The 17,070-nt window shown below is 46.3% G+C and carries 12 protein-coding genes; all 12 read left to right on the top strand.

The window, feature by feature from the left end; genetic code table 11:
* The first annotated feature begins 13 nt into the window (after positions 1-13).
* The 12 genes from ACOCF6_RS07485 (at position 14) to ACOCF6_RS07430 (ending at position 17,024) form a co-directional block, all read left to right on the top strand.
* Positions 14-2,485 (top strand): molybdopterin-dependent oxidoreductase, encoded by a 2,472-nt coding sequence (locus tag ACOCF6_RS07485; RefSeq protein WP_482459764.1) that lies wholly within the window; start codon positions 14-16, stop codon positions 2,483-2,485.
* A 54-nt stretch (positions 2,486-2,539) separates the two neighbouring features.
* Positions 2,540-3,607 (top strand): NADH-quinone oxidoreductase subunit NuoH, encoded by a 1,068-nt coding sequence (nuoH, locus tag ACOCF6_RS07480; RefSeq protein ID WP_482459763.1) that lies wholly within the window; start codon positions 2,540-2,542, stop codon positions 3,605-3,607.
* A gap of 37 nt (positions 3,608-3,644) precedes the next feature.
* Positions 3,645-4,058 carry an NADH-quinone oxidoreductase subunit NuoI gene (nuoI, locus tag ACOCF6_RS07475; protein ID WP_482459762.1) on the top strand — a complete coding sequence of 138 codons (414 nt, stop codon included), beginning with the start codon at positions 3,645-3,647 and terminating at the stop codon, positions 4,056-4,058.
* A gap of 11 nt (positions 4,059-4,069) precedes the next feature.
* Positions 4,070-4,573: an NADH-quinone oxidoreductase subunit J gene (locus ACOCF6_RS07470; protein WP_482459761.1), complete on the top strand. Its 504-nt coding sequence runs from the start codon at positions 4,070-4,072 to the stop codon at positions 4,571-4,573.
* A 16-nt stretch (positions 4,574-4,589) separates the two neighbouring features.
* Positions 4,590-4,892 carry an NADH-quinone oxidoreductase subunit NuoK gene (gene nuoK / locus ACOCF6_RS07465; RefSeq protein WP_482459760.1) on the top strand — a complete coding sequence of 101 codons (303 nt, stop codon included), beginning with the start codon at positions 4,590-4,592 and terminating at the stop codon, positions 4,890-4,892.
* Between the two features lie 51 nt (positions 4,893-4,943).
* Complete coding sequence (gene nuoL / locus ACOCF6_RS07460; protein WP_482459759.1) at positions 4,944-6,938, top strand: NADH-quinone oxidoreductase subunit L; 1,995 nt, start codon at positions 4,944-4,946, stop codon at positions 6,936-6,938.
* A 37-nt stretch (positions 6,939-6,975) separates the two neighbouring features.
* Positions 6,976-8,613: an NADH-quinone oxidoreductase subunit M gene (locus ACOCF6_RS07455; RefSeq protein WP_482459758.1), complete on the top strand. Its 1,638-nt coding sequence runs from the start codon at positions 6,976-6,978 to the stop codon at positions 8,611-8,613.
* A gap of 33 nt (positions 8,614-8,646) precedes the next feature.
* On the top strand, positions 8,647-10,104 hold the full coding sequence (locus tag ACOCF6_RS07450; RefSeq protein WP_482459757.1) for an NADH-quinone oxidoreductase subunit N: 1,458 nt from the start codon (positions 8,647-8,649) through the stop codon (positions 10,102-10,104).
* Between the two features lie 443 nt (positions 10,105-10,547).
* On the top strand, positions 10,548-13,193 hold the full coding sequence (gene prsT, locus ACOCF6_RS07445) for an XrtA/PEP-CTERM system TPR-repeat protein PrsT (protein ID WP_482459756.1): 2,646 nt from the start codon (positions 10,548-10,550) through the stop codon (positions 13,191-13,193).
* A gap of 12 nt (positions 13,194-13,205) precedes the next feature.
* Positions 13,206-14,597 carry a TIGR03013 family XrtA/PEP-CTERM system glycosyltransferase gene (locus ACOCF6_RS07440; RefSeq protein ID WP_482459755.1) on the top strand — a complete coding sequence of 464 codons (1,392 nt, stop codon included), beginning with the start codon at positions 13,206-13,208 and terminating at the stop codon, positions 14,595-14,597.
* Between the two features lie 70 nt (positions 14,598-14,667).
* A complete protein-coding gene (locus ACOCF6_RS07435) occupies positions 14,668-15,558 on the top strand; it encodes a polysaccharide biosynthesis/export family protein (protein ID WP_482459754.1) in 891 nt (296 codons plus the stop codon).
* Positions 15,558-17,024 carry an XrtA system polysaccharide chain length determinant gene (locus tag ACOCF6_RS07430; protein ID WP_482459753.1) on the top strand — a complete coding sequence of 489 codons (1,467 nt, stop codon included), beginning with the start codon at positions 15,558-15,560 and terminating at the stop codon, positions 17,022-17,024. The genes ACOCF6_RS07435 and ACOCF6_RS07430 overlap by 1 nt, the downstream gene beginning before the upstream one ends.
* The last annotated feature ends 46 nt before the right edge of the window (positions 17,025-17,070 follow it).

Raw genomic sequence — 17,070 nt, 5'->3', positions numbered from 1 at the left:
GACAGAGGTTGAGATGCTTAATCTGACAATAGACGACAAACAGGTAACGGCTCCTAAAGATTCTACGATTTATGATGCTGCCCGGATAAATGGAATCAAGATACCGATTCTGTGCCACGACAAGAAGTTAAAGCCATTTGGCGCCTGCCGTATGTGCTTGGTTGAGGTCGAGCAGATGAAGGGTCGCCAGATTCCAGCCTGCACTACACCGGTGACCGAGGGGATGATCATTCGGACCGCAACCCCGGATATTGTCAAGGCACGCAAGATGGTTCTCGAGCTGCTACTGCTCAATCATCCGATAGATTGTCCGGTTTGCGACAAGGCGGGTGACTGTGATCTTCAGAACTTGACCTATGAGTACAAAGTGGATGGCAACCGTTTTACCGACGAAAAATTTCACCATGAAATTGATTACAATAATCCCTTGATCGAACGGGACATGAACCGTTGTGTATTGTGTGGCAAGTGTGCCCGTATATGTGATGAAATTGTCGGTTTTGGAGCATTAACATTCATCAGCCGCGGTATAGAGACAAAGATCGGGTGTGAATTTGATGAAGCTCTCAATTGCGAGTTCTGCGGTTCCTGCGTATCGGTCTGTCCGGTTGGGTCATTGCTGGCACGACCATTCAAGTTCAAAGCACGTTTCTGGTCGCTGACCAAGCAGAAGTCTATCTGCGGTTACTGTGGCACCGGTTGTAATCTAACCCTGGGAGTTAAGGATAATAAAGTGTTAACCACGATTTATGATGAAAATCAGGGTTTTCACAATGGTCAGCTCTGCGTACGGGGTCGTTTTGGTTACCAGTTCATCAACAGCGACAAACGTCTTACAAAGCCCCTTGTTCGGAAAAACGGAAGGTTTGAGGAAGTCAGCTGGGATGAGGCACTGGAGGTCGTATCAAGCCGCTTGAAAGCTGCAGGTTCCTCTGCTGCTGCCATAGCAACACCTCGTCTGACAAATGAAGAACTTGTATTGTTCAAAAAAATGATGGTGTCGGCTGGATCAAACAATTATGACCACTCCGCCGGATATGCTCACGCTGCTCTTACAGATGGTTTTGCGGGTAGCTTTGGAGCTACAGCATCTCCAGCCACAATTCTTGACATCCAGAAAAGCGATTTGTTGCTGGTAATAAAAACAGATGCCTACGAGACCCACCCCGTAGTTGGTTTTGAAATCAACATGGCGGTCAAGAATAAAGAGGTCACGCTGAAGATCCTGTCGGATAAACAGGGCAAACTCTCCAAACTTCCTAATGCCCGGACTCTCGTGCATACACCTGGAAGTGAAGTCGCCATTCTCAATGCTATGGCTAAAGTTATTCTCGATAATAAGCTTGCCGATGGTTCCGCATTGGATGTTCCCGGTTATGCTGCTTTTGAAAAATCATTAGCAGGTTTTACACCTGAAGCAATAGCAGATCAGTGTGGATTGAGTGCCGTTGATATCAAGTTGTTAGCCAGTTCCTATGCCAGAGCAGAGAAGGCACTTATTCTGTTCCCCATCGGCCAGTCATATCCAGGTCATGATGCTTCTTTGGCCAATGCTGTCGCCAATCTGGCAATAGTGGCCGGGAAAATGGGTAAAGAGGGCAGCGGTGTCCTCTGCTTGTCGGAGAAGAACAATAGTCAGGGTGCCGTTGACATGGGTTTCTACGCTATCGATGGTGGTCTGGATGCGACACAAATTATTGATGGCTGTGTAAGCGGATCAATTAAAACATTATTCATTGCCGGCGAAAATCCGCTTGTATCCTATCCAGATCACGCAAAAATCAAAACAGCACTGGACAAGGCTGAGTTCCTGATTGTTACAGAGTTGTTCATGACTGAGACCGCAGCAATGGCAGATGTGGTCCTGCCGGCTTGTTCTTTTGCGGAGAAGGAAGGTACGTTTACCGCAACCGACCGCCGTGTTCAATATTTCAAACCTGCGATCAGAAAAATCGGTCAATGCCGGACTGATTTTGAAATATTTGGAGCTTTATTAGCAAAACTTGGCGGTTCCGCTCCGGCTGCTCCGTCAGCGGTTTTTGCTGAAATAGCTGATTCTGCTCCAGGTTACGCAAGTATGAGTTATGCCTCTCTGGCTGAGGAAGGCATGTTTGCCCCAGTCAGTCTCAAGCATGCTTTTGTCGTGCCACAACCATCTACAATCAAGGCTGAACCTGGCAAACTGGCCTTTGTAACTGGCAGCGCCCTGTATCACAACGGTACGTTGTCACAGTTTGGTGAAGGTCCGATGCATGTATGCCCGGAAGGTTATGTTGAGATATCTCGTAGTGATGCAGCAGCATTGAAGTTTGCGGAAAACGATCTGCTGACCGTTTCGTCGGCCAGTGGCTCTATGAAACTTAAGGCTCGGATTACTATGCGCATGCCGCAAGGTGTTGTTTTTGCCCCCTATCATTTTGGGGAAAATCCGGTCAATCAGGTCTGGAGCGGAGCTCCGGTTACCTGGGTGTCCTTGTCCAAGTAGTTAAGTCGTACGTAACTTTTTCGGATAATTTATAAACTAAGGAAAGAGGGTCAGATGGATATCGTGATTTTAGGACTGCCGATGATGTACTACATCGCCATGGTTGCCAAGGTCCTGGTAGCGTTTGTCTTTGTGCTACTGACTGTGGCATACGCAACGTACGCAGAACGTAAGATCATTGGTCATATGCAGGTACGTCTGGGACCGATGCGAACCGGATGGCATGGTCTGCTTCAGCCAATTGCTGACGGTGTGAAACTCTTTTTTAAAGAAGAGATTATTCCTTCGCAGGCAAGCACCTTTGCCTTCCTGATTGCACCGTTGATAGCCCTTGTTCCGGCATTCATAACTTTTGCGGTCATTCCATTCGGTGGAGTGATCGAGGTTGCCGGATACAAAATTCCTCTTCAAATCGCGGCTTATTTTGATACAGCAGCCGGTAGGGTCTATGACGTCAATGTCGGTGTTCTCTATATCCTGGCGATGTCTTCTCTGGGTGTATACGGAATTGTCCTGGCTGGATGGGCATCAAACAGCAAGTATTCACTTATGGGGGGGCTGCGTGCCTCCGCCCAGATGATTTCATATGAACTGGCAGCCGGACTTTCCATTGTTGCAGTGTTTATGCTTTCCGGCACTCTTTCCATGAATGAAATTGTGAAACTGCAGTCTGGTTTCGGTGGTTTCGATTGGTACGCATTCAAACAGCCGATTGCATTTATCATGTTTTTCATCTGTTCTATTGCTGAAATAAATCGTACACCCTTCGACCTCCCTGAAGCTGAAACAGAACTGGTCTCAGGATTCTGTACCGAGTATTCAAGTATGAAATATGCCATGTTTTTCATGGCTGAATATGCCAATATGGTCACAGTGTGCGCCCTGACCACCACCCTGTTCCTGGGTGGCTGGAATGGCCCATTGGCAACAGCCATCCCGCTGTTAGGACCGGTCTATTTCGTGGCCAAGGTCTACTTCCTGATATTCTTCTGCATGTGGCTCCGTGCAACTGTACCCAGATATCGATATGATCAACTGATGCATCTCGGCTGGAAAGTCTTTATCCCGCTGGCACTTTTAAACATAGTTGCTACAGGCATCTGGAATTATATTATTAAGTAGGGTATTGACCAAGCACTCCAAGAACAAGGACGGAAACATGAATCCGATCAAGACGTTTGTGCCGATCATCAACGGCCTTAAAATCACGCTGGGACATATGTTCAAAAAGCCGATCACCCTGCAATATCCGGATGAACGGCCCAAGGTCGCAGCCCGCTTCAGAGGTCTGCACGCTCTCAATGTGTCCCACAACAAGGCAAAATGCGTGGCATGTTATCTGTGCCCTACGGTTTGCCCGGCCAAGTGCATCACTGTTGAAGCTGGTGAGGATGCCAATCACGACAAGTTTGCGGCTGTTTATGAGATTGACATGTTGCGCTGCATTTTCTGCGGCTACTGTGTTGAGGCTTGTCCTGTGGATGCCATCAGGATGTCGAGTGAGTTTGAGTTGGCCAATTACCGACGAGAGGACTTTGTCTACTCCAAGGAACGTCTCTTAGAAAAGAAATAAAGGAGCAGTGCATGGAAACCCTCTTTTTCTTAATTATCTCGCTGGTGGCCATTGTGTCGGCGATACTGGTAATCAGCTGTAAGAATCCGATTAACAGTGCCTTGTCTTTGATACTGACATTTTTCTGTCTGGCTACCTATTATGTCATGTTAGATGCACCTTTTTTAGCGGCCGTACAGGTGATGGTATATGCAGGTGCCATCATGGTTTTGATTGTGTTCACTATCATGCTGCTTAATATCAGGGTCAACGCTTCAAAAAACACTGCGCACAGTGTGATACTGGGCTGCATTATGGGTTTTTTCATGCTTCTCAATACTGCACTGATCTTGTTCAAGAGTAGAGTCGCACTTCCTAACGGCCCGCTAACAGGTGATATCTTCAAACAACTGGGACATACCGAGTTGATCGGCCGGGAAATATTCACAAACTTCCTGCTTCCATTTGAAGTTACATCCATCCTGTTGCTTGTTGCTATTGTCGGTGCAGTTATGCTAGCCAAGAAAAAAATCTAGACTGAGGGACATATTCATGGAAAATCTGAACGGTTATCTTATCGTTAGTGCAATCCTCTTCTCCATCGGAACGATTGGCGTACTCACCCGCAAGAATGCCATTGTAATTTTCATGTGTATTGAGTTGATGCTCAATGCGGTTAATCTCACATTTGTTGCGCTGTCTCGGCATCTAGGCAACCTGGATGGACAAGTGTTCGTCGTATTTGTCATGACCGTGGCTGCTGCAGAAGCTGCTGTTGGACTGGCTCTGATGATTGCATTCTACAATAACAAAGAGTCTATCGATGTTGATGATATGAATCTGATGAAATGGTAACCACCAGTAATCAAGGCAAACAACGTTTAATGATTTATAAAGGAGTCCTACATGTTTGACTACGTTTGGTTGATCCCATTTTTCCCGCTCGTCGGTTTCCTGATCAACGGGTTTTTCGGGAAAAAGATCAAGAATGAAGCGGTCATCGGTGCAATCGGCACCTTGGCGATATTTTCGTCATTCATTGTGTCTTGCATGATTCTCCTTGAGATGATCGGCCTTTCACCAGAGCAACGTGTCTTTGAGAAAGTAGTTTTCCCTTGGATTCACTGCGGCAGTTTCAAGGCTGATATGGCCTTCCTTCTTGATCCGCTCTCCTGCATTATGATCATGGTTGTTACCGGAGTCGGTTCGTTGATTCACCTCTATTCAATCGGTTACATGCATGGTGAAGAAGGTTTTTACCGCTTCTTTGCGTATTTGAATCTGTTTTGCATGTCCATGTTGCTGCTGGTGCTTGGCAGCAACATGCTGGTCATGTTTATCGGTTGGGAAGGTGTTGGCCTGTGTTCGTACCTGTTGATTGGTTACTATTTCCACAAAAAATCTGCCGGAGACGCAGCCAAGAAGGCATTTGTCATGAACCGCGTCGGCGATTTCGGTTTCTTACTTGGACTTTTTACCCTTTACTGGTGGTTCGGCAGTAACCACAATATCTGGACCATAAATTTTGTTGAGATTAAAGCTGCATCGCACCTCCTTCCGTATGGTGGCGTGGTTACTGTAGTTGGCCTGTGCTTCTTTGTTGGTGCAACTGGTAAGTCCGCACAGCTACCGCTGTTCACCTGGCTGCCGGATGCCATGGAAGGTCCGACACCCGTTTCTGCTCTGATTCACGCAGCCACCATGGTTACCGCCGGTGTCTATATGATCGGCAGGATGAGTTTCGTTTTCATCAAATCGCCTGAAACTATGATGGTGATTGCCGTTGTCGGTGCCGCTACAGCTATCTTTGCGGCTACTATCGGTACCGCTCAGAACGATATCAAACGTGTACTGGCATATTCTACAGTTTCCCAGCTTGGCTTCATGTTCCTGGCGATGGGCGTAGGAGCTTTTACAGCTGGTATCTTCCATCTGATGACCCATGCGTTCTTTAAAGCCTGCCTGTTCCTCGGGTCCGGTTCAGTTATTCATGCCATGCATTATGCACTGCATAAAGGTCATCTTCACGATGATGCCCAGGATATGCGCAACATGGGTGGCCTCAGGAAGGCTATGCCGATCACCTTCTGGACCTTTTTAATTTCAACAATTGCAATCGCAGGTATTCCCGGCTTATCAGGTTTCTTCTCCAAAGACGAGATCCTCTGGATGGCTTTTGCCAATCCATTACACGGTGACTTGAATATTGTGTTGTGGTGTATTGGCGCAATAGCAGCATGTTTTACCGCTTTTTACATGTTCAGGTTGGTATTCATGACATTTTACGGCGAATGCCGCATCAATAGCAAGGTCAAGGAATATCTACATGAGTCGCCTCTGGTTATCACCATTCCTCTCATGGTTCTTGGCTTCCTGGCTGCTGTAGGCGGATACATCGGTATGCCCAAAATCCTTGGAATGTTGCCAAACTACTTCGAACACTGGCTGGAGCCTGTTTTCGAATTGGCTACAGAGTATGGTGCTAAATATGCTCATCAAGGTGCACACCCAAGCCATGCTGTTGAATGGGGTTTGATGGGGCTTTCAGTATTGATCGCTATTATCGGAATTGGCATTGCTTTCACCATGTACGTTAAAAATACCGAGCTGCCCGGCAAATTCGTTGCGACCTTTCCGGCACTGCATCGTGTTGTCTACAACAAATGGTATGTTGATGAACTGTACGACTACGTATTTGTAAATCCATGCAAGTCGTTTGGCCAATTCCTCTGGAAGGGTTTTGACGTACTGGTTATTGATGGTGTTGTTAACGGAGTAGCCAGTGTTGTCATGGGATTCAGCGGTATATTCCGCTACATGCAGTCCGGAATGGTTCACAATTATGCCTGGTCAATGGCGTTTGGCGTTGTTGTGATGCTGGGCTACTACGTATTCAAGTAACCAATTATTCGCACTTTGTATAAAGGAGCACGAATTCATGAGTAACCACCTACTGAGCCTGACGACATTCCTGCCGATATTGGGTGTCCTACTGTTGCTGTTCATTCCCAAAGACAGCAAGAGTATGCTGCGCGGGGTGACTGTTGCTGTCACTGTGGCAACCTTCCTCGTATCGCTGCCGATCATGTTAGGCTTTCAGAGCAATGCGGAGTTTCAGTTTACGGAGAATATCCCCTGGATTGCTGCCGGTCCATTTGTAATGCGCTACAACATCGGTATCGACGGAATCAGTTTGTGGCTGGTCATGCTGACAACCTTCATCATGCCGATTGCCGTTCTGTCGACCTATACTGCAGTGGAAGAAAAAGTCAAAGAGTACATGATCTTGCTGCTCCTGCTTGAAACCGGCATGCTCGGGGCATTCATATCTCTGGATATGTTCCTGTTTTATATTTTCTGGGAAGTAATGCTGATCCCGATGTATTTCATGATCGGTATCTGGGGTGGGAAGAACAGGATTTATGCAGCAGTCAAGTTCTTCATTTATACCATGGTCGGTTCGTTGCTGATGCTGGTAGCTCTGATCTTCCTCTATTTCAAAGGCTTGGAAGCCGGCTTCACAAACTTTGGCCTACTTCAGTTCTTTAATCTTCAGTTGCCTTTAGGAACTCAGGTTTGGCTGTTCCTGGCTTTCGCACTTGCTTTTGCTATCAAGGTTCCGATGTTTCCCCTGCACACCTGGTTGCCGGATGCTCATACAGAAGCTCCTACAGCCGGTTCTGTCATCCTGGCCGCAATCCTGCTGAAAATGGGTACCTACGGTTATGTCCGTTTTGCTATACCGCTCTTCCCTGAAGCTGCCCATAAGTTTGCACCACACATCGCAACCCTTGCAGTTATCGGCATTATCTATGCCGCGCTAGTTGCAATGGTTCAGGAAGATGTAAAAAAACTGGTCGCATATTCGTCGGTTGCTCATCTCGGTTTCGTCATGCTCGGTGTTTTTGCATTCAATGTTGAAGGCATTACCGGCGGCATGTTGCAGATGATCAACCATGGAGTTTCCACCGGCGCACTGTTCCTTATCGTGGGATTTATCTACGAACGTCGCCATACCCGTCTGATTACAGACTTTGGCGGGCTTTCCAAGCAGATGCCGGTTTTCGCGACGATCTTTATGATTGTAACGTTCTCGTCTATCGGCCTTCCGGGTACCAACGGATTTGTCGGTGAGTTTTTGGTTCTGATTGGCGCTTTTGAAAGCGAGCTGCGCTGGTGGACAATCATAGCATCCAGCGGTGTTATTCTGTCGGCTGTTTATATGCTCTGGATGTTTCAGCGGGTTATGTTCGGTGAGCTGGATAATCCTAAAAACCAGAAACTGCTGGATCTGAATGCACGTGAGATCGGCATCATGGTGCCGCTTGTTATCATGATATTTGTTATGGGTATTTACCCTAAGCCGTTCATCGATAAAATGGAACCGGCTGTCAAAAAGCTTGTCTCTCAGGTTCGACCTGCATCGATGAATGTGCCGAAAAAACCGGCAGCCGCTCAAGGCATGCCTGCTGGTCCCACAGGGAACGAAATGTCGGCTCCAGCCGGAAATCCTGCCTCTCAGCAGGCTACTGACCCTCAAGCTGCACCGGCTGTAAACCCGCACGACGCTAAGTAAGAAACGAGTCAATCCGACCGGAGGATATATTAGATGGACATGATTACTTTACCAGCCTTCAACATCACGCCGATCCTGCCGGAGATATTTCTCTCAGTATTGGCAATGGCACTGCTGCTGATCAATGTGTTTGCACCTAATGGTCAGAAGTCCTACCTGGGCTACATCAGCTTCATCGGGGTCGTAGCGGCTGGGGTGCTTGTGGGAGCAGGTTGGGGAGGGTATATCGAGAGTTTCAGTGGCTCGGTTGTACTCGATAATTTCGCTACATTCTTCAAGATGATATTTCTGATCGCTGCTGGACTGGCTATTCTGATATCAGATCAGTATATGGAAAGGGAAGGTTGCAATCACGGTGAGTTGTATCCAATGATCCTTTTTACCGTGGTTGGCATGATGCTGATGGCATCTGGCACCGACCTCATGACGATTTTTCTGGGTCTTGAAGTCATGTCAGTATCCCTGTATGTCCTTGCCGGATTCAACAGGGCCAATATCAAATCGAACGAAGCCGGACTCAAATACTTTCTGCTGGGGGCTTTCTCCACTGGTTTCCTGCTCTATGGTATGGCGTTGACGTACGGTGCTACCGGTACAACCCGCATTGCAAAGATTGCCGTGGCTGTAGGTCAAATGACCCTGCCTTCGTCCAATATCATGCTTGTAGCCGGTATGCTGCTCATGCTGACCGGATTCGCATTCAAGGTTGCTGCCGCGCCATTCCATATGTGGACACCTGATGTGTACGAGGGTGCTCCAACCCCCATGACGGCTTTCATGTCGGCCGGTCCCAAGGCCGCTGGATTTGCAGCCGCAATGAGAATCTTTCTTGTCGCGTTGCCGACACTTCAGGTTGAGTGGAGTCAAGTGCTCTGGGTTCTTGCCGTTGTAACCATGACGGTTGGTAATATCACTGCATTGCGTCAGGACAATATCAAACGCATGCTCGCTTATTCTTCTATTGCTCATGCCGGTTATGCTTTGGTTGGTTTTGCCGCCGGAAACGGAACCGGTTCGGCAGGTGTTCTGTTCTACATGTTGTCCTATGCCTTTATGAATATTGGTGCGTTTGCAATTATCATTCTGATTGGCAAAAAGGGTGAGACCAACGGCAATGTTCAGGATTTCGCCGGTTTCGGAGTTAAGCACCCTGTATTGGCAGCTGCCATGACAATTTTTCTATTCTCACTGGCCGGTATGCCCCCCACGGCTGGTTTTATAGGTAAATTCTACCTGTTCTCCGGGGCAATTCAGAAGGGCTATGTTTGGCTTGCTATTATCGGTGTTCTTAATAGTGCGGCATCGGTTTATTATTATCTGCGCGTCATGGTGTTTATGTATATGAAAGATTCTACAGAAGAGTTTGACTGGATGCAGGTCACAGCCCCAATGGCACTGTGTGTTGCTATCTCTGTATTCGGTTCACTGATTCCTGGTATTGTGCCTTCAGTGATACTCCAATTTGCTCAACAGGCGATAAAACTTATTTAAATATTAATTGGTTCAATCCTCATTCACAACAGCAAAAGGCGATCTCGTTGAGATCGCCTTTTGCTGTTTGAAATCTTGTAAATGTCTCAAGGTCCGGTAAAATTATAACTGTCTCGGATCTTATCTGAAGATTGCAAATATGAAAAAAATGGCTGTGACTAATGAAAAAAACATTTGGATCGAATAGCGAGTACATGATGTGTTGTAAAAAAACAATTATCAACAATATTAATCGCTTAGTTGTTGACTGTCTAAAGCCGACAGTCCAGCTGAAGAAGTTGCTCATGGATAAGCTGAAGAGGCATAACTAGTTACAATTTTAAGTATTTAACCAGAAGTTAGTTCTTTACAAATATTGTAAATCATTGTAGAAACGGGTAACTTTTTTTAATATAGTTTACCATATAATAAAAGCTTTTGCTTTGCTTCGGAGTGAAGTCGCTATGTATAATATATTTATTGCATTGATAATTCTGATTACTGTTTCTGCTTGCGGAGGCAAGACTAAAGAAGAGTTGTATACGGAAGGACTCAAACAGTTACAGGCTGCAAACCCGGGCGGAGCGGTAGTGCTGTTTAAGAGTGCTCTGGAGAAGGATGAAAACTATCAGGATGCCCGCTTTCAGTTGGCAAAATCCTACGCGAAAATGGGAAAACTGGAACAGGCAGAAAAGGAGTTTAACAAGGTACTTAAGCAGAATCCTTCGCGCGACGAAGTATTGTTAGAGCTGGCAGCCGTCTATAATACTACCAAAAAAGCAGATGCTGCGTTCAAGCTTGGCGAGGAATATCTTGCCAAGCATCCTGGCAGTGCAGATGGTCTTGAAATTCTTGGTGTTGCCAGTGCAATTAATAATCAACACGATATAGCAGAAAGTTATCTGCTGCAAGCTATTGAGACAGATCCCTTTCGACCTAAATTAAAACTAGAACTTGCCTCAGTGTATATATCTGCCGGAAAACAGCAGAAAGCAGTTATTCTCTTGGATGAGCTAATTAAGACTGATCCCAAAAATCCACGACCTTTTTATATGCTGGCCGCAATGGAAACAAAGGCTGGTAATCGTAATAAGGCCATTGAAATTTATAAGACAATTTTAGCAAATAATGCTTCTGAAACACTTGCTGCCTACAAAGCAGGTATCATTTATCTTGAGTTGGACGAATTGGATAAAGCTGACAATTTAGCCGATGATTTGATAAAGCGCTTTCCGAAACGTGCAGACGGACAGCGATTAAAAGGATTAGTGAGCTATCAGAGGAAAAACTACGCTGCAGCAATGAATTATTTGCAGAACTCTATTAAAATAGCACCATCTCTAGAGGCTTACCATTTCCTTGGCCTGTGTTTTTTTAATCGCGGAGAACTAGAAAGCGCCCTGAGCCAGTTTCGCAGTATTCTTGATAATGCCCCTGGGTCTCGTCAGGCGAGTTTGATGACAGGTATGATTCTGCTCGCACAGAAGCGAGTAGATGATGCGATAGCTGAAATCAAAAAAGTGCTGCAATCTGACGATCAGGATGCTGTTGCTCATAATTTACTGGGAAACGCATACATGTCTAAGGGCTTGTTTGAAGAAGGCATACGCGAGTTCAACCGAGCAACAAATATCGATCCTAAAATTGTAGACTCCTACATGAAAAAAGGAATGTATTACTTTAGTAAAGGAAAGAATGTCGAAGGTGAGTCTGAGCTTGCAACTGCGGTAAAATACGCTCCCGATGCTGTAAGTAGCAGATTTATGCTGGCTTCGTACCATCTCAGATCAGGAAAGGGCGATAAGGCGCTGTCAATTCTTAAATCAGGTTTGACCGGTAAAAAAAGTGATGCGTTCCTTCTTAATGGCATCGCTGCGGTATATTTCACCCAGAATAAACAGGAAGAAGGTCTTAAGAGTATTCAAAAAGCCAAAGAGATGGACCCGGTCTTTCCAGCCTCCTACCAGAATTTAGCTACATATTTTGCCGCAAACGGGAAATACGAAAAAGCGATCGGGGAGTACGCAGCATTGCTACGCAATGATCCACAGAACTTAGGTGCCATGCTGGGTATTGCCGGTTTGAATGAAATAGTGGCCAATGAGAGCGAAGCGCTCGTGTACTATCAGAAGGCCGTAGAAACGAAACAGACTGCTGCATTTATTGCTAAAGCTGATTATTACATTAAAAAAAACGAAACAGCCAATGCGCTCAAGATATTGGATGATGGGTTGAAAATCGATTCGCGAAATGTTGCAGTCCTCGAGAAGAAGGGTCGTTTGCTCGTTGATGCAAAGAAATACAAGGAGGCGCTAAGGGTCTACGATGAGTTGGAAGCATTAAATCCCGAGGCCGGAGTGGCGTTAAAAATCAGCACCTATATTGCTATGAAAAATACTGCCAAAGCCGTTGAACTGGCCCAGAAAACCATAGAAAAGTACCCGAGTTCGGCTCGTGGCTATATGGTGCTTGGGTCAATTTACGAAAGCCAAAAGGATTATTCCCGGGCCATTAACGAGGTGAAAAAAGGCATCAGGACAGACATAAATAATGCTCCGGCATTAGTCTATGTGGGCAATTTATACGAGGCAACCAAGGACTATACTCGTGCAATGACTGCTTATGACGATGCCTGTCGAAAGAAACCGGATTATGTGCCAGCGCTCTTTGCCCAAGGGGCACTTCTTGAGCAGACCGGGAAAACGAAAGAAGCGATCAGCAAATATAGAACTGTGTTGGAAAAATACGATGCTTACGTACCTGCTCTGAACAATCTGGCATATCTGTGCGCTTCCGGGCACGGAACCAAAGAAGAGGCCCTTCGACTGGCCATTTCAGCATTCAAGAAAGATCCGGGCAATGCCGGAGTGCTGGACACACTTGGTTTTGCTTTGCTGAAAAATAATCGAGGGGAAGAAGCCCGAAAAGTATTGGAAAAAGCCTTCAATCTTCTGCCGAACAACCCTGCAGTAGCTTTTCATCTTGCACTTGCCTACAAAGAGTCTGGTGATAAAATTAATGCACTTAAATTTCTGAAAAAAGCTGTGACGTTGGGTGATTTCCCAGAAAAGAAAACAGCAGAGTCACTTGTCGTTGAACTGTCAAGATAATCGAGTGGAAATATGAAGTTTAATGCAACCATTCTCATAGTGCTGGATGCCTTTCTTGCAATTGCGGCATTATTGGCAGCAGCTGTGTTGAGATTCAGCCCCTCTGAAGGGCACCGGCTGGTTCTTGATGCTACCACGATTTACACGATGGCGATATTTGTTGTTGTTGTACTGTTCTCGTCACACTTGATGGAAGTCTACGATCCAGGTAAAAATGTAAAAAAGCGTGAAATTGCCGTCAATATCATATTCGGTGCAGTAACATCGTTTTTCCTGCTTTCGGTGGTATATTACCTCGATCCGGATGTCATGCTGGGACGCGGTATATTATTGTTATCTCTCTGTGTTATGGTGCTTTTCCAATTCTGCTGGCACGTTCTCTATCTGGTTGGAAAAAATATACCTCGATTCACTCAGCGAATACTTGTGCTCGGAACCGGTTCTCTGGCTTCCCAGATCGGCGGGATAATCTGTTCCAGCAAGCGCAACTTCACATTGGCGGGGTATGCCTCATGTAACATCGACTCACGAGACAATGCTACGGAAACTGCTCAAGCAGAGGTCCCTCAAGAAGCTATTCTCGGGAATTGTGATAACCTGCGGGATATTGCAATTCGAGCTCAGGCGGATGTCATTGTAGTGGCGCTCTCCGAAAGAAGAGGTGTTTTCCCTCTCAGGGATGTTCTCCGCTGCAAATTGAACGGTTTTCAAATCATGGATGCCCCTTCTTTTTATGAGCTTGCCCTGGGCAAACTCATGCTGGAATCGATTACGCCCAGTTGGTTCATCTTTTCCAATGGTTTTAATAAGACAACCATTCTCAGTATTTGCAAACGAACTGTCGATATTGTCTTATCTTGTTCAGGTTTGCTGATTATGCTTCCTTTTTTTCCGCTGATTGCTCTGGCGATCAAATTTGATTCTCCCGGGCCGGTATTTTTCAGGCAGGAGCGAGTTGGCAACAGAGAAAAACTGTTCAACCTCTATAAATTCAGGACCATGGGGCAGGATGCAGAAAAGGGAACCGGAGCAGTCTGGGCTGAAAAGAATGATCCGCGCATAACAGCACTAGGCAAGTTTTTCAGGGGGTCACGGATCGATGAAATTCCTCAGCTGATCAATGTGTTAAAGGGAGAAATGAGTTTTGTTGGTCCGCGTCCGGAACGTCCTGAATTTGTGGAAAAACTGAAATTGGTCATTCCTTATTATTCGAAACGACATTTTATCAAACCAGGCTTGACTGGCTGGGCCCAAGTCCGCTATCCCTATGGATCTTCAGTTGAGGACGCTGTAGAGAAATTACGTTACGATCTTTACTACATAAAAAACATTGGGCCATTTCTGGATACACTTATATTTCTTGAAACCATCAAAGTCGTCCTCTTTGGATTTGGCGGGCGATAACTGATATCGGTTACACAACTTGATACTGGCAAATTAGTATCACATTCGAGGTTTGGAGAGATCGATGCATATGAAACAAATATTTTTGGTTCTAGCTCTGCTTTTGCTGATGCCTCTAACTTCGACTGCCGGTGATTATGTCATCGGTGAAGGCGATGGACTTGATATCGCTGTCTGGGGTGTGAGAGATTTGAACAGCACTGTCAGGGTGCGCCCGGATGGGAAAATAACAATTCCGGGGCTGGGTGAAGTCGTTGCAAGTGGATTTACGCCCAAGGCGCTGCAGTTGGATCTTGCCGAACGACTCAAGGAACTTGTTAAAAATCCGATAGTCACCGTTACGGTTCGTGAAATTACAAACAGCCGGGTCTATATTTTCGGCAGTGGCGTACAGCCGGGTGTAGTTGATCTCAACCGGCGCACAACCCTGCTTCAACTGCTCTGCACAATCGGTACAACGCCTTCCCCTGCCGTGGGAGCTGGTGGCTCCTCAGCTGCCGCCACTTCCCGCGGAGCCGGAGCTGGCGGGGGGGCGGCCGGCGCATCCAGCCGGATTCCGGATTTTAAAAAAGCATACGTCCTGCGAAATGGAAAGAAGGTTAAAGAAGACTTTACCAAGCTTTTTATCAATGGCGAGGTCGGCGAGGACATTCTCATCGAGTCCAATGATGCCGTATTCATCCCCCAGCTTCCTGACAGCAATATATATGTATTGGGAGCGGTTACAGCGCCGCGTTCGATCGAATATCGTGACGGAATGACCGTTATGGAGGCTATTCTGGAGTGTGGTGGTTTTACTCGATTTGCCAAACAAAACAGCACGGTGATATACAGGAAGGAAAACGGTAAAGATACCTCCATAGAGGTAAAGGCGAAAGACCTGGTGAATGACGCCGACCTGAGCCAGAACATAAAACTTAAGCCGGGTGATTATGTAATTGTCAAGGAAGGGATGTTTTAATGCAGAACGAATTTGATTATAGAAAATATCTTTTTCTTATCATAACGAACAAGCGTCTCTTTGCTGTCACCGCTCTGGCTATCATGACAATCGCTGTAATATTGAGTTTCCTACTCCCGAAAAAATATGCTGCAAAAAGCACCATATTCGTGTCAAAAAACGTTCTCAACGAGCTTGTCAGGGGGGGAGGCTCTACCCCTGGTGTTGAAGAATCCTTAAAGGGGTTGAATACTACCATCAAGAGCAGAAAACTTATCACAAAAATAATTGATGAACTTGATCTGAATCTGCAAAAACAGAATGATGCTGCACTTGAATCAACGATTGAAAGCTTACGAAAAAGAACCAATTTACAGTTGAACGAAAAAGAGGGTCTCATTACCATCTCGTTTACTGATAAAAATCCTCTGATTACGAGGGATTATGTCAATGCGTTAGTGCGGCGTTTCTTGGAAGAAAACTTGTCAATTAAACGGGAGGAGTCGTATGGAGCTACAAGTTTTCTCTCCGACCAGGCTGCGGCCATTAAAGAGAAGCTGGATAAGGTCGAAGCAGATATTGCCAGTGTCCGTTCGAGAAGCGGATCCGCCCTGTCAGCCGAACCGGCTGCAATCCAGACAGAAATAAATGCCGGACAACAGAGACTTGATGAACTTATTCTGCGACGTTCCCAACTTGAAGCCACTCGCAACCAGTTAAAACGAAATGATCCTTCGCGGGACAAAATTGTTGCACTTCAAAAAAGACTGGAAGAATTGCGGGTGGAGTATACTGACAGTTACCCGGAAGTTATGAAGGTCAAGGCTGATATAGAGGCGGCTCAAAAGGAAATAGCTAGAAGGCCGGCAGGGGCCGGTGCGCCGGTTCGCGATTCACTGGAGCTTGAAAGAGTTGAAGCCGAACTGAGGGCGGTCCGGATTAGTGAAGAAAACCAGCGGTCTAATTTATCCAACAGTCAGGTGCTATTGCGGACAAATCCAGCTGCCCGATCCGAACTGGAACGACTGGAACGGGAAAGAAACAGCTACAGGACTATGTATGATCAGATGCTGGCGAAGCAGGGCCAGGCGGAAGTATCCAAGCAGATGGAAGTGCAGGACAAAACAACGACCTTCAGGATTGTAGAGCCTGCCATAATGCCGATTCATCCGATCAGCCCAAACCGGGTGAGGATAATCCTTTTGGGAATCGCTGCGGGGCTGGCTGGAGGATTGGGTCTGCTCATAGGCATCGACTACTTTGATACGTCGGTTAAAAGTGTTGATACACTGAAAACGTTGGGTATACAGGTGCTTGCGGTTATTCCAAAAATCCGCGACCAATTGGAACTTGAGAATGAGCGACGCAAAGACCTGCGGCTCTACCTCATTTCAGGAGTGTACTTTACCATGATTTTAGCTGTTTTGACGCTTGAATTTATCGGGCGCTCTCCAGTTGAAATGATAATCAGGATGGTTACCCTCTAAAGGGCCAGGGGCAAGTGAGTTGTACATAGGTAAGAGTTGATTTGCA

This window comes from Geobacter psychrophilus, from assembly GCF_056821595.1.
The sequence above is the reverse complement of the archived record's forward strand: the minus strand, read 5'-3'. Positions and strand labels throughout refer to the sequence as shown.